This window comes from Streptomyces silaceus, assembly GCF_001419745.1.
In the GTDB taxonomy this organism is placed as follows: Bacteria; Actinomycetota; Actinomycetes; order Streptomycetales; family Streptomycetaceae; genus Streptomyces; species Streptomyces silaceus.
This window is the reverse complement of record NZ_LIRJ01000215.1, coordinates 1-20,483: the sequence shown is the minus strand read 5'-3', so window position 1 is coordinate 20,483 and position 20,483 is coordinate 1. Positions and strand designations below refer to the sequence as shown.

Genomic DNA, 20,483 nt, shown 5'->3' with positions numbered 1-20,483 from the left:
CGGCGATCAGCGCGTCGGCGGCGCGCGCGGGCCCGCCGGAGAGGAACGCGGCCTCCAGGGTGCCCCGGACGTAGACGCCGTGCTCCTCGTCGAACGGCTGCCTCGGCTGGTACGGGGACCCGGTGCGGCGCGCCGCCGCCACGCCCCGGATCAGCTCCGCGGCGACGAGCGAGACGGCGAGCGTGTAGACGATGCCCACGCTACTCATGGGGTCACCGCCTCAGCAGGATGCGGCGGGTGGCCTCCAGAAGCCTGGCGGCGGGCCGCCGGGAGAGCGGCGCGGGACCCGACCGCTCCCGCCACCACTGGCTCAACTCCTGCCGTGCGGTGGCGTCCTGGGGCCGGTCCGCGAGCAGCAGGTGCTCGGCGAAGCGCAGCGCGTCGTGACGGTAGCCGCCCGTCATGGGGCGGGCCCGGGCGTACGCGAGGAACTCGGCGCGGTACGCCGTGCCGAGGATCAGGGGCAGTTCGGGCGCGACCTTCGCGACGACGTCGGCACGCTTGGCGGCCAGGGCGTGGCTCTGCACCCGCAGGCGCGCGTGGTCGAAGCCCTCCGGCGCGGGGGTGCCCGCGACGAGCGAGGAGAGCAGGGCCGCCTGGGCGAGGGCGGTGCGCTGGCGGGCGGCCGAGGAGGCGGGCGGCACCTCGCGCCGCGCGGCGCGGGGCTCGGCGGACGGTGCGCCCGCGGTCGTCACCGTGGCCCGGATGGCCGCCAACTCCCGCTCCAGCTCGCCTGGTTCGGGGAAGTTCTCGTCGCGCTCCAGGAGGACGCCGGGCGGGCTGACCCGGGACGCGAGGTCGGCGAGGACCGCGAGGACCGGCTCGGGCACGGGGTGCGCGTGGCTGTCGTGCCAGACACCGTCCCGCTCGAAGCCGCCCGCCACATGGACGTACGCGATGGCCTCGACGGGCAGCTCGTCCAGCGCCTTCGCCGGGTCCTCGCCGCGGTTGACGTGGTTCGTGTGGAGGTTGGCGACGTCGATGAGCAGCCGTACGCCGGTCCGGTCGGCCAGCTCGTACAGGAACTGACCCTCCGTCATCTCCTCGCCGGGCCAGGAGATCAGCGCCGCGATGTTCTCCACGGCGAGCGGCACGGGCAGCGCGTCCTGCGCGATGCGGACGTTCTCGCAGAGCACGTCGAGCGCGTCGCGGGTGCGCGGCACCGGCAGCAGGTGCCCGGCCTCCAGGGGCCGGGTCGCGGTGAGGGCGCCCCCGGCCCGCACGAACGCGATGTGCTCGGTGACCAGCGGCGCGCCGAGCGCCTCGGCCCGCTCGGCGAGCGCGGTCAGCCGCCCCTCGTCGGGCCGGTCCGCGCCGCCGAGACCCAGCGAGACGCCGTGCGGCACGACGGTCACGCCGCGCTCGCGCAGCCGCAGCAGGGAGTCGGGCAGGTGCCCGGTGCAGACGTTCTCCGCGACGGCCTCGACCCAGTCGATGCCGGGCATGGCCTCCACGGCGTCCGCGATCTCGGGCCGCCAGCCGATGCCGGTGCCGAGGCGCAGCCCCGTGCCGGTGCCGGTGGCGCCGGTTTCCGCGGCGCCCGTGTCCGTGATGCCGGCCGTCGCGCCGGGCCCCGTCGTCGTACCCGGTCCGAGTCCCGTCGTGCCGGGTCCCGTCGTACCGCTCTCCGTCCCCGGGCGTGTTCCCAGCCGCTGCATGTGCCTCCCCCTTCGTCCCCCGTCCCCAGGACCATGGCCGGGACGGGGCCGCGCGAACCCTCGGGGGGAGACGTTCAGAGCTACATTTGAGGTTCCGGGCGCCGGGTGTCGACCGTGCCGGGCGGCGGGGGCGAGGGGCGGGACGTGGTCGCCACGGGGCCGCGCGGTCCCGCGGGCGGCGGCGCGGGAGGAGTGGCCCCCGACGGCGGGGGCGGCCCGGTCGGGCTGGCCGTCGCGCCCGCCGCGGCGCCGTTCGCGATGTCGTCGAAGTCGACGAGCCCGGTGGCCTCCAGCATCGTGATGTGGTCCAGGACGGTCTGGTTGGCGTCCGTGGCGAGCTGGCGGACCAGCGCGTTGCGGGTGCCGTCGCGCACCTGGGCGATCACGGCGAAGACCTTGCCGTGCGCGACGCGCAGCAGATTCGCGAACTTGCGCTGGTACGTCTCGCCGCTCGCCTCGCTCAACTCCTCCAGCCAGCCCTGCTGCTGGGCGTTGGGCTGGTTGGGCAGCTCCACGCCGAGCTGCCCGGCGACGGAGCGGACCCGCCGGTCGAGGTCGGTGTGGCCGACGATGAGGTGGTCGCCCGCCTCCTTGATGGCCTCGGTCGGCGCGCGCTCCACGGCCTGCTGCCCGGCGGGTATCTCCCACAGCCCCGCGAGCCGCACCTTCACCAGCAGGTCGCGGTCGGCCGCCGACAGCGGGCCCCACCGGGTGGGTACCGACCCGGCGGCCAGGTTGGCGGGTCCGGTGCCGGAGCGGTCCGCGTACGACCACACGGGGAACGCGATCGCGCCCAGCGTGGCGACGAGTGCCGCGATGATCAGAGCCGTGCCGTTGACGCGCCGCAAGGTGCCTCCCGTGGTGCTCCGGTGCCGCCGGTGATACCGGGGAGTACGGAAGATACGGGCGGGGCGTTCAGCCGCGCGAGACGTCGTACGCGACCGGTGCGTACGCGACCGCTGCGGGCGTCCGGCCCAGCAGCGCCAGCGTCTCGTCCAACGGGGACGCGTCCTGCGGAGGGGGAACGGGCGGCGCGAACGCGGCGCCGGGGCCCCGGTGTTCAGGACCCGTGGGCACCCGGCGCGCCACGGCGAGCGCGGCGTCGACGACGTCCTCGGGCAGGTCGAGCGGCACGCCGAGCGAGGTCGCGACGTCCCACCCGTGCGCCACGTGGTCGACGAGGTGGAAGCCGACGGCGACGCGCCCGGGGAAGGCCCCGCCGATCTCCGGGAGCGTGAAGGACCGCTCGACGGCGCCGTCCTCGGCGAAGGCGGCGAGCACGTGCCGCACCGACTCGGCGTAGCGCTCCAGCGGATCGCCGCCGAGGTCGTGTGCGATCCAGTACGTCCGGTCGGCGCCCACCCCGCGCGCCGCCGCCGCGAAGCCGTGGTGCTGGGCGGTCATGTGGGCCACGAGCCGGCGCAGGGTCCAGCCCGCGCACGGGGTGGGGCGCTCCCAGTCCGCCGCGTCACGGGCGGCGGTCAGGACGCGGAGCGACTCCTGGACGGCGACACGGTCGAGGGCGACGAGGCCGGTGCGCTCCGGCCCGTGGGTCGTCTCCGTCCGGTACGTCTCTCCCGGACTGTGTGTCTCCGCCGGCCTGCGCGTCTCTCCTGGACTGTGCGTCATGAGGTCCTCGATTCCTGGGTGGGCGCGGGCCAGGGAGCCGGGCCCGTGAGGAGGCCGACGGAGGACGCCCACACGGCGTCCCGGCCGGGGTGGTCGGCCGTCCAGACGGTGGCCCGCATGCGGCCGTGGTCGCGGTGCGCGCGGACGGTCCGCCGGTGGTCGGGGCGGGTGACGAAGCCCCGCAGCGCGGCCTCGTCCCGCCACAGGGAGACGGACCCCGAGCGCCCGCGGAGCGGGTCGACCCACAGCCACATGCCGACGGCGCCGGGCATCAGGGGCCAGGCACGGCGCAGGCGCAGTCCGTCGAGGGCGATGGGGAGCAGCCGTCCGCGGCGGCGGGCGGTGAACTCGGTGAGGCTGACGAGGACGGGCCCTTGGGGGTGCGGATCGGGTCCGGGCTGCCAGGGGGCACGCAGGAGCGTCGGTGACGGCATGGACCGAGCGTAAAACTAAACGAACGGTCGTGCACATAAATTCTCGGGACGCGTGCGGAACCGGTCGGCCCGCGGAGTCGGCCGACGTCGTCCGGAAGGAGGGGTCAGGGGAGCGCGGCCACGTCCGCCGGATCCGTCGCCGCGGCCCGCAGCCGGTGCGTGATGCCGGTGGCCGCCCTGCGGTACGCGGCCGGCTCGTCGTGCAGGACCGCGTGCGCGTTGGCCGTCTCCAGGAACGCGATGAGCTCGAAGGCGAGTTGGGGGACGTCCGTGTCCGGGCGCAGCCCGCCCGTGTCGACGGCCTCGGCGAGGCACTGCTCCACCTGGGCCGTCCAGTCGCGGTCGGCGCGGACCAGCGCGTCGTGCACCGCCCCCTCGCGGGCGTCGTACTCGGCGATCACCCCCTGGAAGAAGCAGCCGCCGGGGAAGATCCGCCGCTCCGAGTACGCCAGCCAGTGCGCGCACAGCTGCCGCACCCGCCCGATGCCCGGCGGTTCCTGCCGGGCGGGCTCGACCACCGCGTCGAGGAAGATGCGCCCGGCGGCCCTGATGGTCGCCAGCTGGAGCTCCTCCTTCGACCCGAAGAGGGCGAACACCCCGCTCTTGCTCAGCTTCAGCTCGGTGGCGATGCGTCCGAGGGAGAGGGCGTCGAGCCCCTCGACGGACGCGATGTCGACGGTGCGGCGCAGCACGAGGCGCCGTGTCTGGTTCCCGCGCTCGACCCGCCCGTCGAGCCGCGCGGCGCCGCCGCCGGTCATGCGGGGGCTCCGGCGTGTACCGGGCCGGCGTGCCTGTGCGTGATCATGTGGGCGGCCTCCACTCGGCTGCGCGACTTCCCGGCTGCGAACGCGGGCGGGCCGGGCCCCGCGTTCCGCTCCCACCTGCATTATTCCCTGCCCCTTCCCGGTGGCCGAGGGGCGGCGGGGTACGACGGGGCCCGCCGCATTGCCCGCTGAGTCCCGGGACATTGCCCGTCGAGATGACTAAAAAGCCACTTCTTCCGTTCTCCTTGGGATAGTTCCTGCACACAACTGATGAATGGTTGACGCAAGTTGTCCAAAACTCTTAGGCTCTGGAGGTCCAACAGGTTGCGGGCCGAGGACAACCCGCACCATTTGCCTATCTGTACATGTCTTGGCACCAGTCGATCCACTCGACGGGGTGTGGGGGGGTATCAGCTTCGCTGGTGGTATCCGTCTCGCTCGAACTTCCGGGCTGAGGCGTGCATACCCTTGCGGTCGTTTTTGGCGATGCTGCCACATCCGCTGCGTCGGGATGTCGAATTCTGCGAGGTTCGGAACGTGCAGCAGTCCGTCATCAACCGGGGGCGCATCACCTTCGGGCAGCTGTCTTTATGGCGATCCAACGAAAAGGTTCCGTCAGGATCCTGTGATCTTTCGCAATGGGGGGACCCGCCACCGGGTGCGACGACCGTGTCGGTCGGGCGCGCGCCGGGAGGGCGCGCAGGCCGCCACGTCCGGCCCATTCCCCCGCACCGCCCCGTCGGCGGCTCCCAGGAGGAGCCCTGCCGCCCGGCGGCCAGGCCGTCTCTGACCGCGCCGCGGTCCGCGCGGAAGTCCTGGCACCGCTCCTCGCAGCCGCCCCGACCAGGGAGCCGCGGCCGCTGAGGCCATCCGTCGAGGCCGTCCGCCGAACCGGGGCCGCCCACCGCTGATCCCTCACGCGATCACGCGGGTGCTTTTGCCCCGATGCCGTGCCCGCCGCCCTGTGCCGTGCCCTGAGGTACGTACGCGGTGGCACTCCACGGCTGTTTTCGGTGCCCGACGGATCGGCGCGATACCGAAATCCCGAATTCCGTTTATGGCCCGTCCGGTATGAGGCGACAGCTCTCGTCCCCAGGGCACATGTGCACGGCGCAACGCCGCGACCGTGCACGTTCCCGGCCCATTCGTGGCACCGGCTCACCGGCACATGTGATGCGTCCTGCCGACGGCCGCCACGCGTTCCACCGGAAAAACCGTCGGCACCCCACCGAGCCGTCGGCAAGCGCCCGCTCTTCGCGCACAGGGCGCCGTGCGGCGTGCCCGAAAACCACCGGGCCCCAGGCAAGGGCCCCTGCCGTGAGCGGCAGCAACCACAAAGGCAGCGTATGAAAGAGAAAGCGATTCTGGGGGAGCGTTCCCAGGACTCCGGAAGAACGTCGGCGCGGCTCCTCGTGGACAAGGAGGACTCGTTCTTCTTCGACCACGCCCTCGACCACGTACCCGGCATCCTCGTCGTCGCCGGACTCCTCGATGTGATCCGGCCGGAATGCGAGGGGCTGCGCCCGGACGGGCGCATCAAGCTGGGGCTGGACTTCCACAAGTTCTGCGAACTGGACGACGACATCCGGGTGGCGGCCGCGCCGTCGGAGGCGGGCGCCGAGGACGGCTCCGCCTGGGACCTGGCCGCCGAACTCGGCGCGTCCGCCGCGAGCGCGGTCAGCGGGTCGGCCGTCCTGCACCGCAAGTCCTCCGAGCGCTTCGTGCCGGCCGCGCCCGCCCAGGACGGCGAGTCCCTCTCGGCGGCCGAGCTGGCCCACCGCGACCGCATCGAGAACTCCCTGCTCGGAGCCGTCTGGTGGGGCGGCGACCGGCTGGTCGCGCGCGTGCAGCGGCCGCCGGAGGGGCACCCGCTGCGGACCCGCCCTCTGGCCGAACTCATCGAGGCGGCCCGGCAGTTCGCGACGCTGATCGGACACGTCGGCTACGACCGGCCGATCGGCGACAAGTTCATCCTGAGCGCCCTCGAGGTGGACCTGCCGCTCGGGCTCACGCCCGGCGAGGTCTCCATGGAGTGGGTGCGCAAGCCCGTGGACGGCCGGACGTACCACCTCGCGATGCGGCTGTTCCGCGCGACCGGCGACGACGTCGACGAGGAAGTGGGCAGCGCGAGCTTCGACGCGATGATCGTGACCCCGCGCCAGTACCAGACCATCCGTTTCCGCAGGCGACGCGCCGAGGAGCGTGCGATATGACGCAGGGACCGATCTTCGCCGACACCACGCCGGAGGCGGCCGATCCGCTGCTGGTCGGCCACAAGTTCGCGCGCCAGGCCCAGCTGCGCGCCGCCGGCTTCCGCGTACCGGAGTTCGCCTGCCTGCCGGTGGCCGCCTTCGACCGCGTACGGGAGTCGATCGGGGCGGACTTCCCCGAACTCGCCCCCGGCGGCGGCCCCGAAGAGCTCGCCCAGTGGTCGCAGCGCGCCGCCGACGCGGTGCTGCGCGCGGGCGTGCCGGACGACGTCTGCGCCGCGCTGCTCGACGCGTTCGACCGGCTGGCCGGGGACGCGGGCACCGTCGCGGTCCGCTCCTGCGCCGTGCCCACCGCGGACGACGCGGAGGGCGGCGAGGACTCCGCGGGCGACCCGTTCGCCGGCCTCGGCCGCAGCTTCCTCGCGGTCGGCCGCGACGAACTGATCGAGCGCGTCGCCGAGTGCTGGGCGTCCGCCTTCACCGCCGAGGGCGTGCTCTACCGCGCCACGCGCGACGCCGACCCCACCGCCACCCGCATGGCCGTGGGCATCCAGCGCCTGGTGCCCGCCGCCCGCTCCTTCGTCGCGTTCAGCCGCGACCCGCGCGGCACGCGCGGCGCCGAGCAGGCCCTGGTCGCCGCGGCCTACGGCCTCGGCGAGGGCGTCGTGCAGGAACAGGCGGACGTCGACCACTTCTCCGTACCCCGCGGCACCGGCGCCGTCGAGGCGCAGCTCGTCACCAAGAAGCGCCGCGTCGTGCCCGACGCCGTCGGCGGGACCACCATCGGCGAGGTCCCCGCGGACCTGGCGGAGCGCCCGGTCCTCGACGACGCCACGGCCCGGCGCGTCGCCGACCTCGCCGTCTCCCTCGAAGAGCACTTCGGGCTGCCCCAGGACATCGAGGGGGCGATCACCGAGGACGGCGACATCCACCTCGTCCAGGCGCGCCCCGCGGTCATCGCGCCCCTCGCGTCCGCCGCCGCGCCCACCGCCCCGGCCGCGCGCGAGCTGCACTGGAGCAACGGCAACATCTCCGAGAGCTTCGCCGGCTTCACCTCCATGCTGACCTACTCCGTGGCCTGCGAGCTCTACGCGGTCGGCTTCGAGGAGCTGTACCGGCGCATGGGCGTCAGCGAGCGCACCCTCCAGCGCCACCGCTACGAACTGCGGCGCATGATCGGCTACCTCGACGGGCGCGTCTACATGCGCCTGGAGTCCTGGTACCGGCTGCACAGCCAGATGCGGACGTTCGCCTCCATCAAGCGGCAGTGGGAGAAGGCCGTCGTCACGGTCGGCTCGTCGGTGGCCATGGAGGCCCCCGGACGGCTCAAGCGCCTGGCGATGCGGGCCCGCGAGATCCCCGCCGCCGGCGCCCGGCGCGCCCTCGCCCCCGTGCGGATGCGCCGCTTCTTCGGCTGGTGGGACGAGCGGCGCGACGCGCTGCCGGACCCGCGGACGCAGTCGGCCGGCGAGATCGTCGAGGACTACCGCGAGCTGTGGTCCGACGTCGCCCTGCGCTGGGGCGGCACGCTCGTCACCAACTCCCACGTCATCGCCGAACTCGACCTGGCCGAGCGGCTGATGAAGCGCTGGGCCCCCGAGGCGGACCGCGGCACGCTCAACGGCATGCTGTGCGACGGCCCCGCCAACCGCTCGGTCCTGTCGCTGCGCTCCCTCCTGACGGTCGCCGAGGCCGTCGCCGCCCACCCCGAGGCGAACGAGAGCGTGCTCAACGACAAGGACTCCGAGGAGGTCTGGCGGCGCCTCGCGGACGGCGAGTTCGGCACCGGCATCGCCGAGCAGGCCAAGGCGCACGTCAAGCGGTACGGCGACCGCGGTCTGCACGACCTCAAGTTCGAGTCCACGGTCGTCGCGAACGCCCCGCACCTGCTCATCGACCAGTTGCGTCCGGTGATCTCCGTCGGACGCACCGTCGAGGCGAGCATCGAGGAGGAGCGCCGGGCCCGCCAGGAGGCCGAGGGCGAACTGCGGACCCACATCGGCGACCCCGCGCGCCGCGCCGCGCTACGGGTGCTCTTCTGGTCGCTCCGCCGCAACCTGCTCATCCGCGAGAACGCCCGCTTCTGCCGCACCGAACTCTTCGGCGCGTCCCGCAGGATGGTCAACGCGCTCGCCCAACACCTGGTCGAAGCGGGGCAGTTGGACGAGGCCGCCGACGTGTACGACCTCACGATCGAGGAAGTGCTCGGTGCCTACGAGGGCGGCAGGCCGGGCGGCGAGCTGCGCGAACTGGCCCGTGTGCGCGCGGCCACCCGGAAGCAGGCGACCGAACGGCTCGACCCGCCGAACGTGTTCGCCACCGACGCGGACGTGCCGCTGACCGTGGCGCTCGCCTCGGCCGGTACCGCCCGCAGCACCACCGCGTCCACGCTGACCGGCCTCGCCTCCAGCGGCGGCGTCGTCCGCGGCCGGGCCCGCGTGGTCACCGACCCGAACATCGACCCCGAGTCGTGCCGGGGCAAGATCCTGATCGCCCGGGAGACCGACCCGGGCTGGCTCGTCCTCATGCTGGTGGCCAAGGGCCTGGTGGCCGAACGGGGCACCGTCCTGTCGCACATGGCCATCACCGGCCGCATCTTCGGCGTGCCCACGGTCGTCGCGGTGCCCGGCGTGGTGGACACCGTCCCCGACGGCGCCTGGATCGAGGTCGACGGCGACCGGGGCACGATCACCGTGCTCGACGAGCCCGAGCCCGGGGCCGAGGGCGCCGCCGCGTCCGACGGGTCCGAAGGATCCGGGGCCAAGGACGGGCCCGACGAGTCCGGAGCCGTGGCAGCGTCGTGATCACCCGGCTCGTCACGTACGCACTGACGTACCCCCTCTGGTTCTACGGCGTCCTCGGCCTCGGCTGGTCGTACGGCCTGACCTTCGTCTATCAGGCGGCGCACCGCTCGGAGGGGATCGCGTCGGCGTCCGGCCTGGCCGTGACGGCGGTGACCATCGCCGTCACGCTCCTGCTGTTCCGCGCCGTGGACGACGTGCGCGACCTCGACTACGACCGGGTGCAGAACCCGGGGCGGGCCCTGGTCACGGGCGCGGTGCGGGTCCGCGACCTCATGACGCTGTTCTTCGGCGGCATGGCCGTGCTGGTGCTCGCCAACGCGCCGCGCGGCCTGCCCGCGGCCGCCTACGCCGCGGTCTGCGCGTACGTCTGCGTCGTGCTGTTCATCGAGTGGCGCTGGGAGTGGCCGAAGCCGGACCGGCTGCTTGCCGGGCTCCTGGTCAACATCCCGCACCAGACGCTCATGTGCGGCTACGTCTATCTCGGCACCGCGCACGGGCGGGACACGGCACCCGGTCTCCTGGACCTCGCCGTCGCCCTGGGCTTCGTCCTGCTGCTCGCGCACATGGAGTTCGCGCGGCGGCTCGTGCGCGACCCGGCCCCGCACATGCGCACCTATGTCCACACGCTGGGCGTCACGGCCACCGCGTGGACCGCGCTCGGGTGCGCGTTCGGCGCCGCGGCGCTGCACCTCGCGGCGCTGCGGCCGTGGTCGCCCGGCGAGGCCGAGGGCTGGCTGGTGCTCGTCCCGCTGGTCGTGCCCGTCGTCGCGGCCGTCCGCTTCCGCCGGGGCGCCCCCCGGTGGTCCGTGGGCCTCGCCGTGCTGTTCCTGCTGCTGTCCTTCTCCTCGTTCGCGGCCATCGGCCTGGTCAACGCGCTGTGACAGAGACCCAAACCGTAAGAAGAAACAGAAGGGGGTAGTCCCTTGACCGGATTCTGGACGCTGCTCGGGCCGGACTTCTCCGGGAAGTCGACGGTCCTGACCCGGCTGCACACCGATCACGGCTGGCACGTCGTCTCCTACGACGACCGCTACCTGGAGTCCGCCCCGATGGTGCGGCTGCTCCGGGAGAACTGGGTGGGGGAGGCGTTCGCCCACCGCGGCGAGCGCTACTCGCCGGAGATGGTCCTCGCGGCGCTGCACCCGATCGTGCTCCACCTGCGCGACGAGCTGGCGCGGGCCGCCGACCGGGAACGGGTCATCGTCGACTCGTACTACTACAAACTCCTCTCGAAGTGCGCCCTGCTGGGCCTGGAGGACAGCGAACTGTTCGCCGGCTGGCGGGGGTTCCCGCAGCCCGACGGCGTGATCTACCTGGACGTGAGCTCCGACGTGGCGTGGGAGCGCAGCGGCGAGGGCGCGCGGCTCAACTGCTTCGAGCACTTCGGCGCGGAGCCCAGCCGCGAGGGGTTCACGGGGCTCCAGGACGCGCTGCGCGGCACCGTGCTCAAGGAGGTCGCCGAGCTGCCCCTGACGGTCATCGACGGCGACGCACCGCCCGAGGACGTCCTGGAGCAGGTCCTGGCCGTACTAGAGGACCGGGAGGCGCGATGACGCCGGCCATGGCGGCGACCCGCACGCACGACCGGCTCTCCGCCCTCTTCGACGAGCGCGCCCGCCTGGTGGCCGAGGCCACCACGGACACCACGCCCGTCACGGCCCTCGTCCTGCTCCGCGCCCTCGACGTCGTCGACGTGGTGCAGGGCGCCCGCGCCTTCGCGGCGGGCCTGACCGAGGCGGAGGGCCGGACCTGGCTGCGCTCGTGGACCCGCACCCGCTTCCTGTTCGGCAACCCGGCGAACCTGCCGGAGCGCACCCCCGCGCGGGCGGTGGCACCGGGCGGCACGGCCGCCTGGCTCGGCACGTGCCCCAAGGACCACCTGCCCGGCGTCGGACGGCTGCTCAAGCCGCTGACCGGAGCGCTGCCGCGCCTGCCGGACACCCTCGACGTGCCGGGCAGCGGCGCCGGTCCGGTACGTGAACTCCTGCTCGCCACCCGTGATGTGACGCTCGTTCAGTACCTCGTCCATCTGCACCACACGATCGCCGAGGCGACGCTGCTCGGCCGGCTCGGCACCACCGAACCGCTCCGGCTCACCCACCTGCCCGACCTGGACGCGGACCGCGCGCACGGCGACCCCGGCTACGCGCGCGTGCACTACGCCGCCGAGAACACGCCCGAGCTGCGCCTCTACACCTCACTGGCCCCCTGATCACCGGCCCCCCGACGGAGAAGAGAACGACGATGGACCTCCCCCACTACACCGAGCAGGACCAGGCACGCCTGGCGCTGTCGACCCGGCTGCGGGACCTCTCCGAGGCGCTCCGCACGTCGGTCGCCGAGCCCGACGGCCCCGCCGCCGACGCGTCCGCCGAGCCCGGCAGCGCGCTGGCCGACCGCATCTGGCGGCTCCTGAACGACGACATCCCCGTTCTCCAGGACGAGCTCGTCGCCTACCTGCGCACGCGCGGCACGTCCTGGACCTGGATCGGCGAGCGCACCGGACTGGGCGCCCAGGGCGCCGAGGAGCGCTGGGGGCTGCGCGAGCCCGAGCACCTCGCGGACCCCCGGGCCCGCGCCGCCGAGCTCGACGCCTGGTACGTCCGGCACGTCCAGCTGGAGCCCCTGGCCGACTTCGCCGACCCCGTCAGCCGGCTGCTCGGCGACAGCGCCCCGCTCACCGAGCGCTGCCTGATCTGCGAGAAGTACGCGGGCGAGCCGGTGCCCGCCTGGGCCGGACGCCCCGTGCCGCCCGGCGGCCACCTCGTGGACGACGGGACGTGGCGGGTCTGCCACGGACCGACCGGCTACTGGCCGCGCGGCACCCTGCTCATCGAGTCGCACCGCCACCTGCTCGACCACGCCGAGCTCACCGAGGAGGAGGCCGCCTCGCACGCGCAGCTGGTCCGCAGGCTGACCGCCGCGGTCAAGGAGGCCACCGGATCGCCGCGCGTCTACACGTTCTCGTCGATGGAGGGCACCGCCCACTTCCACACCTGGATGATGCCGCGCATCGGCGAGGACGGCCCCCGCGGCCGGCCGCTCATCGGCAACCCCGGCCACTGCTCCGAGGCGGAGGCCGTGGAGACCGTGCACGCGATCCGCAAGGCCCTCGGCGACCTCGCACCGGCAGGTGACGCGCGATGAGCGGCACGTGCCCCTTCCCCTTCCCCGAGCACGCGGGCGTCGAGCCGGCCCCGGAGTTCGCCACCCTGCCGCAGCGCGAGCGCCTGGTCCCCGCGACCCTGCGCAGCGGCGTCGCGGCGCTCCTCGTGCACCGGCACGAGGACGTGTGCCAGGTGCTCACCGACTCCTCCTTCGCCCGCTTCCCCGCCTCGCAGTTCGGCCTGAGCGCCCGCTCCCCGGAGTCGCTCGCGCTCAACTCCGTCGACCCGCCCGACCACACCCGGCGCCGCCAGATCGTCGCCCACGCCTTCACCAACCAGCAGGCGAACCAGCTGCGCCCGTACGTCACGGAACTCGCGGACACCCTGGCGACGGCGCTGCGGGAGCGCGGCGGGCCCTTCGACCTCCTCGAAGACTTCGCGGTGCCGCTCACCGTCGGCGTGATCGGCCGCGTCTTCGACCTCGCGGAGACCGACGTACGCAGGCTGCTGCCGCTGGTCGAGCGGATGATGTCGACCACGGCGTTCGCCAAGTCCGAGGTGCACGAGGCCCATCAGGCCATGTTCGCCGAGTTCCAGAAGTTCCTCGCCGGGCCGCACCGCGACCCCGACGGCCTGTTCGCCCGGATCGCGAGGGCCACCGACGCGGGCGACCTCGGCCCGGACGAGGCGGTCCACCTGGCGTACGGGCTGCTGATCGCCGCCCACGAGACGACCGCCAACCAGCTGGGCCTGTGCGTCCTGCTCCTGCACCGCGACCCGGCCCTCGCGGAGCGCCTGCGCACGGACCCGGAGCTGCTGCCGGCCGCCGTCTCCGAGATGCTCCGCTACACCTCCCTGAACGCGGCGGGCGGCGTGCCGCACGTCGTGCAGCGGCCCGTCCGGCTCGGCGGCGCCGACCTCGAACCCGGCACGGTCGTGCTGCCGGTGACCGACGGCGCCAACCGCGACCCCGAGGTGTTCCCCGAGCCGGACACCCTGGACGTGGACCGGCCGGCCAACCCGCACGTCGCCCTCGGCCACGGCAGGCACCGGTGCCTGGGCGCGCCCCTGGCCCAGCTGGAGCTGGAGGTCGCCCTCGGCGCGCTCCTGCGCGCGCTGCCGGGGCTGACGCTCGCCGTTCCGGAGGAGGAGCTGGAGTGGCGCAGCGGCATGTACGTGCGCGGGGTGCGAAAGCTGCCGGTCACGTGGTAGCCGACACCGGGCGCCGTCAGCGGGTCCTGCTCGCCCCGGTCACGGTGAGCCCCACCAAGCCGCTGACGCCCACGCACCTGAAGTATCTGCTCTCCCTGGACCTGATCCGCCGGGCCACGGACGCCTTCGCGGACATCGACTGCGCCTACCACCACACGGTGTACACCGGCAGCCGTCAGGTCGCGGGCTTCTGGGAGTACCTGGAGCGGCGCCACCCCGGCATCGACGCGGACGCGCTCGGCGAGGAGGACATCGGCCACCTCTACGTCGACCACCACCGCGAGGAGACCGCCGCTCCCTACGCGGCGCTCCGGCCGGTGGTGCGGCGCGCCGAGGACGGCTGGGTCCACCCCGTCAGCGCCCGCCTCCTCGACCTGTGGGAGGGGCACTACCGGCGCCTCGGCATGGTCGACCCGGAGCTCGGCCGCGGCCGGCCCGAACTCGCCTCGGCCGACGAGGTCATCGACCTGCTGGTGCGCCACGACGCCGGCCTGGACGGGCGCCCGCTCGCGGCCCCCGTCTATCTGGACGCCACCCGCAAGGGCCTGCCCCTGCGGCTCGTCATGAGCGCGGAGGGCCAGGCGAACTACCTGGTCCACCTGCTGCGCGAGCTGATCCCGGTGCTCGACCGCTACGACCTGGTGGTCCTCGCCCACGACGTCGAACTGCGCTCCGACTACCGGACGGTGGCGCACGTCCTGGAGACGCTCGGCGCGCGGGTGGCACGGTTCGAGGTGCCGCGCGTCCCGCTCGACGGCGTCACGGCGTCGGCGCGGGCCGGCGGCTGGGAGGGGTACACGCTCGGCGCGTTCCAGGACCCCCTGATCGAGCGGCACGGCCTGGCCGCGTTCCGGCTCGGGATGCGTCTGTACCTGGTGGCGGGGCTGGGCCGGACCGCCCAGGAGTCCTTCTCCGTCAAGTACTTGGGCCGCTGGGTCCGGCGCGCGGAGCGGCTCCTCGCGGACGGCGGCGCGGGGCAGGGTGCCGAGGTCGACGTGGCGTCGTACCTGACCCGGCTGACCGGCCGGCAGGGGTACGCGGACCCCTACCGCGTGGCCTCCGCGCTGCTGGGCCGCGGCGCCGACGTGCCGGTCGCGGAGCTGCTGCGCGTGGTGACCGGTGAGGCCGCGGGGGCGGGGGAGCCGGTGCTGAGCGGCGTCGGCGCCGGTGGAATCGAGGGACAGTGAGCGACGCGTCGAAGGTGACGGAAGGCGGGTACGGTGGCGAACCCGGCCCGGGCACGGTCCTGTTGACGGGAGGCGCCGGTTTCATCGGCTCCCATGTGCGCCGTCTGCTCCGGTCCCAGGGCACCCCGGTGCGGGTGCTCGCGCACCGCGCGGACGTCGACGCGGCCGACACCGTCCGGGGCGACCTGGCCGACCCCGCGTCGCTGCGCGGGATCTGCGCGGGCGTCACCACGCTCGTGCACGCCGCGTCCGTCATCAACGGCAGCGAGGAGGAGTGCCGCGCCGTCAACGAACACGGCACCGCGGCCCTCGTCGATGAGGCCCGGCGCGCGGGCGTGCGCCGCATCGTCTACGTCAGTACGGCCGCCGTGTACGGCGAGGGCGTCCACCGGGGCATCACCGAGGACGCGGTCGACCCCGCGCCGGTGGGACCGACCAGCAGCTCCCGCCTCGCGGCCGAGAAGCTCGTGCGGGCCGCGGGCGGCACCGTGCTGCGCCCGATGTTCGTGTACGGCGCGGGCGACCGCTGGTTCATCCCCCAAGTGGCGTCACTGGCCGGGTACTTGACCGCGAGTCTCGCCGACGGCGGATCGCGCCTGTCCCTGATCTCGGTGGACGACCTCGCCGAAGCGGTGGGCGCGGTGGCGCAGTTGCCGCCCGGTGAGGTGGACGGCGAGGTCCTGCACGTGACGCACCCCGAGCCCACCCCGCTCGCGGAGATCCTGGAGGTCCTCGCCGAGAACTCCCTCACGGCGGCCCTCCCCGGTGACGCCCACGAGCGCACGGTCGCGGCGATGGGCGCCTCGGCACCCCGGCGCCTGCGCCTGCTCACGTCCGACCACTACTACGACAGCGCGCGCCTGTGGCGATCGGTGGACGTCTCCTGCGGCCCCGGCTTCCGTACGGCGTTCCCGCGGTACGCGCAGTGGTACAAGGACGCCATCGCCGCTGCGGACAAGGCGAGTTGAGGGAATCGCGGAGAGCGTGAACCGCTTGGGGGCCGCCTGCGCGCGCAGGCGGCCCCCAAGCGGTTCGTGGACTCAGGCCCCCGCGAACCCCGTCTCGAACGCCTCGGCGAGGCTGCCGGCCACGGGGAGGCCCGTCTCGTGGAGTTCGTCCGCCGCGGTCATGCCGGTGGTGACGAGCACGCAGCGCACCCCCGCCTGCCGCGCCGCCGCCGCGTCGTCGACGACGTCGCCGACGAGCAGGCACTCGTCCGGGGCGAGGCCCAACCGGCCGATGTGGTCCGCGAGATGACCGGCCTTGTGGCCGCCCGCCGCCTCGGGGAGCACGCCGTCGATCCGCTCGACGTACCGGTGCACGCCGAACCGCGTCGCCTGCGTGGTGACGTCGTCGTGCAGTGCCATGGAGAGGACGGACTGGGTCAGCCCCGCCTCGCGGACCCGGGCCAGCGTCTTCTCGGCGTCGGCGGCGAGACGGAGTTCGTCCGCGCGGCCGTGGTAGCCCGCGCGGTACAGGCGCACCACCTCGGCCCACTCCTCGGCGCCGCTCACGTCCCGGTCGAGGATCGTGCCGTAGCAGAGCCACAGCGGCCGCCGCAGGGCCGCCCGCCAGGCCGGCATGTCGACGGCGGGCCTGCCGAAGTGGGCGCAGACGTCGTTGACGGACGCGAGCATCACGTGGTTGTCGTCCAGGAGCGTGCCGTTCCAGTCCCAGACGACGTGCCGGATCCGGCGTTCCTGCGGTGCCTCGTGGGCGGTCTGCACCCGGGTTCCTCCTCTGACTGCCGATCGAAGTCCACCGGTGTCGGTCGACTGCTGTCACACCGCGCCGGCCGGCGCGCCCGAAGGCCGCGCACCGTGCGCGAAGGCCACTGGCCGGGTGCGGAGGCCGCTCACCGTGCCCGGAGGGCGGGGTGGTCCGCGATGACCGTGGCCGAGCCCGGCGCGATCTCCGTGAATCCGGCGTCCCGCACCACCGGAAGGCCGCTCGCGCAGAGCGCGCGCCAGTCGGCGGCGTCCGCGGTGCGCACGGAGAGCGGGAACCCGGCGTCGCGCCAGGCGGCGCGGTCCTCGTCCGAGAGCTCCCACCAGGCCAGCTGGGCGCCGTGGCCCGCCTGGGCCATCGCCTTGCCCGCCGTCATGCCGACCTCGGGGTTCAGCCACAGGACGGGGTGCGTCGGGTCGGCGCCGGCCGGGGGCTCGGGGTCGTCCAGGTCCGTGCCCGAGACCTGGAGGCGCGCCAGGTCCTTGGGCCAGCCGTCCAGGGGGACCGGCGGGAACACGCGGACCTCGGCCGCCTTGCCGGTGACGGTGATGCCGGGCAGCGCCTCGGCCCTGCGCCACTCGGCGCCGCGGGCCCGCCGCACCACCTTGCGGATCCGCGCGTCCTGCCAGTCGCGCATGGCCCGCGCCCACTCGCCGTCGCCGAGGGAGCGCGCGTCGCTCAGCATCACCAGGACGGCGCGGGCCGCGGTCTCCAGGGCGTCCGTACGGGCCGGGGGAGCGGCGCGTTCGATGCGGGCGACGAGGGGCAGCACGAACTGCGGCGCCTCGTCGCGCGAGGTGGTCTCGTGCCGGAAGGGGCTGTCCTCGGCGGGGACCGCCGCATCGGGGGTGTTCGGGGTCGTCTCGTCGCTGCTCACGGGCCCAGTCTGCCAGGCGGTGCGCCGGGGCGGCGGGGGACGGTGCCCGCCGCGAAGGGGCCGTGCGCGAGGATGGCCCGCATGGGACGTGACAGCGCGGTACGGCTCGACGGTGTGGGCCGCCGTTACGGCATGGGCGGCCCGTGGGTGCTGCGCGGCGTCGACCTCGCGGTGCGCGCGGGCACGCTGGTCCGCGTCGAGGGCGGCAACGGCACGGGGAAGTCGACCTTGTTGAGGCTTCTGGCGGGGATCGACGCGCCCTCCGAGGGGCGGGTGAGCGGGCGCCCCCGCACGGCGTTCGTGCCCGAACGCTTCCCGGCCGCACTGCCGTTCACGGCGAACGGCTACCTCACGCACATGGGCCGCGTGCACGGCCTCTCCAAGGACGCGGCGGCACGGCGTGCGACGGAGTGGCTGGAGCGCTTCGGCGCCGGGGAGTACGGGCGTACGCAGCTGTCCGAACTGTCCAAGGGCAGCAGCCAGAAGGTCGCCGTGGCCCAGGCGCTCCTCGCGGAGGCCGACCTGCTGGTCCTCGACGAGGCGTGGACGGGCCTGGACGCGTCCGCCCGCGCCGAACTCGACCGCGCGGTGGCCGAACGCGCGGCGGCGGGCGGCTCCGTGGTCTTCGTCGACCACGACCCCCGCCGGCTCCTCGGGGCGGCGGACGAGACGTACGCGGTGGTGGGCACGGCACTCAACCGCGTCACGCGGCACGGCACTTCGGAGAAGCGGCCGTACGCGGGACCGACGGTGGTCGTCGAGGCCCGGGGCCCGCACGGAGCTCAATTGCCCGCAGCAGTAGCGGAGTTGATGACAGGAGCGGGCGTCCCCGTCGACCGGCGGGCCCCCGACGGCATCACCCGCATCACCGTCCCCGAGCCCCGCTCGGACCTGGTCCTGCGCGAACTCCTGACGGCGCGGCCGCCCTGGCACGTGGTGACGGTCACGAGCGCGGGACCAGGAGCGGGACCGGACGGGGCGCCCCGGCCGACGGCGGCGTCCGCGCACCAGGAGGCGACGGCGTCCCCGCGCCAGGAAGGCCAGGCCCCCGCATGAGCGCCCTGCTGCGGTACCAGACGGCCCTGCTGGCGCGCTCGCAGCGCTGGCTGCCACCCGTGATCCTCTACGCCGTGTTCCTCTCCGTCGGCGTCCAGGGCGGGCAGCCGATCCTGGACTCCCTCGCGTACGCCGCCGCGGCCCTGCTGCCCGTCGCGGGCTGGCTCGTGCGGATCTGTGTCACCAACGAGCCGCCCGCGGCGCGCGGTTGCTCCGCGGCGGCGGCCGGTCCCGGCCGGGCCCATCTGGCCTCGCTGCTCGCCGCGTTCTTCGCGGCGGCCGGGCTCGGCGCGTGCGCCGTCCTGGCCGTGACGGCGATCAGCGACGCGGCGAGCACCGACGCCCGGACGGCGGTGCCCCGGCTCGCCGCGGGCGCGGCGGGGCTGCTGGCCATGCTGGTGAGCGCGCTGCTCGGTACCGCGCTCGGAGCGCTCGCCAACTGGCCGCTGCTGCGCTCCGCGGGGCGGGCCGTCCCCGCGCTGCTGCTCGGCGCGCTGCTCCTGCTGGTCACCACGGGTTCCCCGGCGCACTCGGTGCTCGTCGACCTGACCACGGGGTCGCGGGAGGGCGAGGTGCCGGTGTCGCTCGGCGCGCTCGCCGGGGCGCTCGCGGCGGCGGTGGCGGCGGTGTGGGCGGCCTGTGCGCTCAGCTCACGGCGCGGCTGACCCTCACCCCGAGCAGGCGGTGCGCTGCGCCTCCTGCCACTCGCACACGGGGCAGAGCGTGACGCCCTTGTGGGACTCGGGGTATTCGGTGGGGGCGCGGCACAGGACGCACTCGGCGAAGGGCCCGTCCGACGGCGCGGTCGCGGTCGCGTCCCCCTCCGCTCCGGCACCCGTGCAGTAGCCCTCGTCCCTCGTGTCCATGCGGACCAGCCTAGGGCCTGCCCGGCGGAGGGCGGCGCCCGCCGGTCAGCGGCGCCGCAGGGACGGGTCGAGCGGCGGGGGCGGGGTGTCGTTCTGCTCGTGCGGGGCCGCCGCGGGGCCGGTCGGGTTCCGGCCGCGCGCGGCGGCAGAGCCGCGACCGTGCAGGCTTCGCCCCCCGGGGCGACCGGCCGGGCCTCAGCTCCGCGCCGCCGTCGACCCGATCTGCTCCGACACCCGGACGAACCGGAACCCGCGCTTTCGCAGCTCGGGGACGATCGTCCGCAGGGCGCGCTCCGTCGCGGGCGCCGCGCTGCGCGTGCAGTGCATGACGACGACCGAGCCGGGCCGCACCCCGTCGAGCACCTGCCGCGCCACCGCCGCGGAGTCCGTCGCGAAGGCGTCGCCGCTGACCACGTCCCACTGCACGGCGGTGACGCCGCCGGGCGCGAGCGCGCGCAGGGCCCGGCGGTCGTAACAGCCGCCGGGGAAGCGGAAGTACGGCACCGGACGCTCGACGCCCGCCGCGCGGAAGGCGTCGAAGGCGCGCTGCACGTCCGCGCGCATCCGGGCCGCGGGGACGGTCGGCAGGCCGTAGCAGTCACCGGTGAAGGCATGGTGGCTGTACGAGTGGTTGGCGACCTCGAAGAGCGGGTCGCGCCCGATGTCCTTGGCCTGGGCCGGGTACTCCTCGGCCCACCGGCCCGTCATGAAGAAGGTCGCGGGCACCTTCAGGCGCCGCAGCGTGGCGACCAGCGCCGGATTGTCGAACCGCTCACCGGCCGCCGCACGCGGCCCCTGGTCCGCGGTCATGTCGGCGTCGAAGGTGAGGGCGACGGTGCGGTCCCGGGTGCGGGGCGCGTTCGTGAACACGGGGGTGAGCCCCGCGGGCCCCGGCGCGAGCGTGGGCGGGGCGGACGCCGAGGGGGCGGCGGCGGTCGCGGCGGGACGGGC

General features: G+C 74.5%; 20 protein-coding genes and 1 pseudogene. 11 read left to right on the top strand and 10 right to left on the bottom strand.

What is annotated here, in order from left to right; translation table 11 throughout:
• The 6 genes and pseudogenes from AOK22_RS20950 to AOK22_RS20925 form a co-directional block, all read right to left on the bottom strand.
• A pseudogene (locus AOK22_RS20950) lies at positions 1 to 208 on the bottom strand (hypothetical protein); the annotation flags it as partial.
• A 4-nt stretch (positions 209 to 212) separates the two neighbouring features.
• Entirely contained in the window at positions 213 to 1,445 is a 1,233-nt protein-coding gene (locus AOK22_RS20945) for an MbnB/TglH/ChrH family RiPP precursor modification enzyme (RefSeq protein WP_244164911.1), read from the bottom strand.
• Between the two features lie 293 nt (positions 1,446 to 1,738).
• Positions 1,739 to 2,506, bottom strand: a complete 768-nt coding sequence (locus tag AOK22_RS20940) for a DUF4142 domain-containing protein (protein ID WP_055700234.1) — start codon at positions 2,504 to 2,506, stop codon at positions 1,739 to 1,741.
• Positions 2,507 to 2,573: 67 nt separating this feature from the next.
• Positions 2,574 to 3,287: a TIGR03086 family metal-binding protein gene (locus AOK22_RS20935; protein ID WP_079036714.1), complete on the bottom strand. Its 714-nt coding sequence runs from the start codon at positions 3,285 to 3,287 to the stop codon at positions 2,574 to 2,576.
• Positions 3,284 to 3,721: an antibiotic biosynthesis monooxygenase family protein gene (locus AOK22_RS20930; RefSeq protein ID WP_055700233.1), complete on the bottom strand. Its 438-nt coding sequence runs from the start codon at positions 3,719 to 3,721 to the stop codon at positions 3,284 to 3,286. The genes AOK22_RS20935 and AOK22_RS20930 overlap by 4 nt, the downstream gene beginning before the upstream one ends.
• Positions 3,722 to 3,825: 104 nt before the next feature.
• Positions 3,826 to 4,479, bottom strand: coding sequence for a TetR/AcrR family transcriptional regulator (locus AOK22_RS20925; protein ID WP_055700232.1), 654 nt, complete (start codon positions 4,477 to 4,479; stop codon positions 3,826 to 3,828).
• Between the two features lie 1,352 nt (positions 4,480 to 5,831).
• On the opposite strand from AOK22_RS20925, the gene AOK22_RS40950 reads away from it, so the two are divergent.
• Genes AOK22_RS40950 through AOK22_RS20880 form a run of 9 tightly spaced genes read left to right on the top strand, consistent with a single transcriptional unit; the run spans position 5,832 to position 15,973 of the window.
• Positions 5,832 to 6,698, top strand: a complete 867-nt coding sequence (locus AOK22_RS40950) for an AfsA-related hotdog domain-containing protein (RefSeq protein WP_107101994.1) — start codon at positions 5,832 to 5,834, stop codon at positions 6,696 to 6,698.
• Positions 6,695 to 9,499, top strand: coding sequence for a PEP/pyruvate-binding domain-containing protein (locus tag AOK22_RS20915; RefSeq protein WP_055700230.1), 2,805 nt, complete (start codon positions 6,695 to 6,697; stop codon positions 9,497 to 9,499). The genes AOK22_RS40950 and AOK22_RS20915 overlap by 4 nt, the downstream gene beginning before the upstream one ends.
• The gene (locus AOK22_RS20910) at positions 9,496 to 10,380 is read left to right on the top strand and encodes a hypothetical protein (protein WP_055700229.1); all 885 of its coding nucleotides are present in this window, start codon (positions 9,496 to 9,498) and stop codon (positions 10,378 to 10,380) included. The genes AOK22_RS20915 and AOK22_RS20910 overlap by 4 nt, the downstream gene beginning before the upstream one ends.
• Before the next feature lie 42 nt (positions 10,381 to 10,422).
• A complete protein-coding gene (locus tag AOK22_RS20905; RefSeq protein ID WP_055700228.1) occupies positions 10,423 to 11,052 on the top strand; it encodes a dTMP kinase in 630 nt (209 codons plus the stop codon).
• Complete coding sequence (locus AOK22_RS41500) at positions 11,049 to 11,711, top strand: DUF6182 family protein (protein WP_055700227.1); 663 nt, start codon at positions 11,049 to 11,051, stop codon at positions 11,709 to 11,711. Before AOK22_RS20905 ends, AOK22_RS41500 begins: the two co-directional genes overlap by 4 nt.
• Positions 11,712 to 11,743: 32 nt before the next feature.
• Positions 11,744 to 12,646: an HIT family protein gene (locus AOK22_RS20895; RefSeq protein ID WP_055700226.1), complete on the top strand. Its 903-nt coding sequence runs from the start codon at positions 11,744 to 11,746 to the stop codon at positions 12,644 to 12,646.
• Entirely contained in the window at positions 12,643 to 13,818 is a 1,176-nt protein-coding gene (locus AOK22_RS20890; protein ID WP_055700225.1) for a cytochrome P450, read from the top strand. The genes AOK22_RS20895 and AOK22_RS20890 overlap by 4 nt, the downstream gene beginning before the upstream one ends.
• A complete protein-coding gene (locus AOK22_RS20885) occupies positions 13,812 to 15,005 on the top strand; it encodes a hypothetical protein (RefSeq protein WP_055700224.1) in 1,194 nt (397 codons plus the stop codon). Before AOK22_RS20890 ends, AOK22_RS20885 begins: the two co-directional genes overlap by 7 nt.
• Positions 15,002 to 15,973 carry an NAD-dependent epimerase/dehydratase family protein gene (locus tag AOK22_RS20880; RefSeq protein ID WP_055700223.1) on the top strand — a complete coding sequence of 324 codons (972 nt, stop codon included), beginning with the start codon at positions 15,002 to 15,004 and terminating at the stop codon, positions 15,971 to 15,973. The genes AOK22_RS20885 and AOK22_RS20880 overlap by 4 nt, the downstream gene beginning before the upstream one ends.
• Positions 15,974 to 16,045: 72 nt before the next feature.
• Here AOK22_RS20880 and AOK22_RS20875 read toward each other — a convergent pair whose 3' ends face one another.
• Positions 16,046 to 16,732 (bottom strand): HAD family hydrolase, encoded by a 687-nt coding sequence (locus tag AOK22_RS20875; RefSeq protein ID WP_079036712.1) that lies wholly within the window; start codon positions 16,730 to 16,732, stop codon positions 16,046 to 16,048.
• Between the two features lie 128 nt (positions 16,733 to 16,860).
• Entirely contained in the window at positions 16,861 to 17,610 is a 750-nt protein-coding gene (locus AOK22_RS20870; protein ID WP_055700222.1) for an aminoacyl-tRNA hydrolase, read from the bottom strand.
• Between the two features lie 81 nt (positions 17,611 to 17,691).
• Here AOK22_RS20870 and AOK22_RS42890 point away from each other — a divergent pair, with 81 nt between their 5' ends.
• Together AOK22_RS42890 and AOK22_RS42885 are read left to right on the top strand one after the other, a co-directional pair.
• Positions 17,692 to 18,666, top strand: a complete 975-nt coding sequence (locus AOK22_RS42890) for an ATP-binding cassette domain-containing protein (protein ID WP_055700221.1) — start codon at positions 17,692 to 17,694, stop codon at positions 18,664 to 18,666.
• Positions 18,663 to 19,331, top strand: coding sequence for a hypothetical protein (locus tag AOK22_RS42885; RefSeq protein ID WP_055700220.1), 669 nt, complete (start codon positions 18,663 to 18,665; stop codon positions 19,329 to 19,331). The genes AOK22_RS42890 and AOK22_RS42885 overlap by 4 nt, the downstream gene beginning before the upstream one ends.
• A gap of 3 nt (positions 19,332 to 19,334) precedes the next feature.
• Here the strand turns inward: AOK22_RS42885 and AOK22_RS20855 are convergent, their stop codons facing one another.
• Complete coding sequence (locus AOK22_RS20855) at positions 19,335 to 19,532, bottom strand: hypothetical protein (protein ID WP_055700219.1); 198 nt, start codon at positions 19,530 to 19,532, stop codon at positions 19,335 to 19,337.
• A gap of 195 nt (positions 19,533 to 19,727) precedes the next feature.
• A partial coding sequence (locus tag AOK22_RS20850; RefSeq protein WP_055700218.1) for a polysaccharide deacetylase family protein occupies positions 19,728 to 20,483 on the bottom strand: 756 nt, incomplete at its 5' end.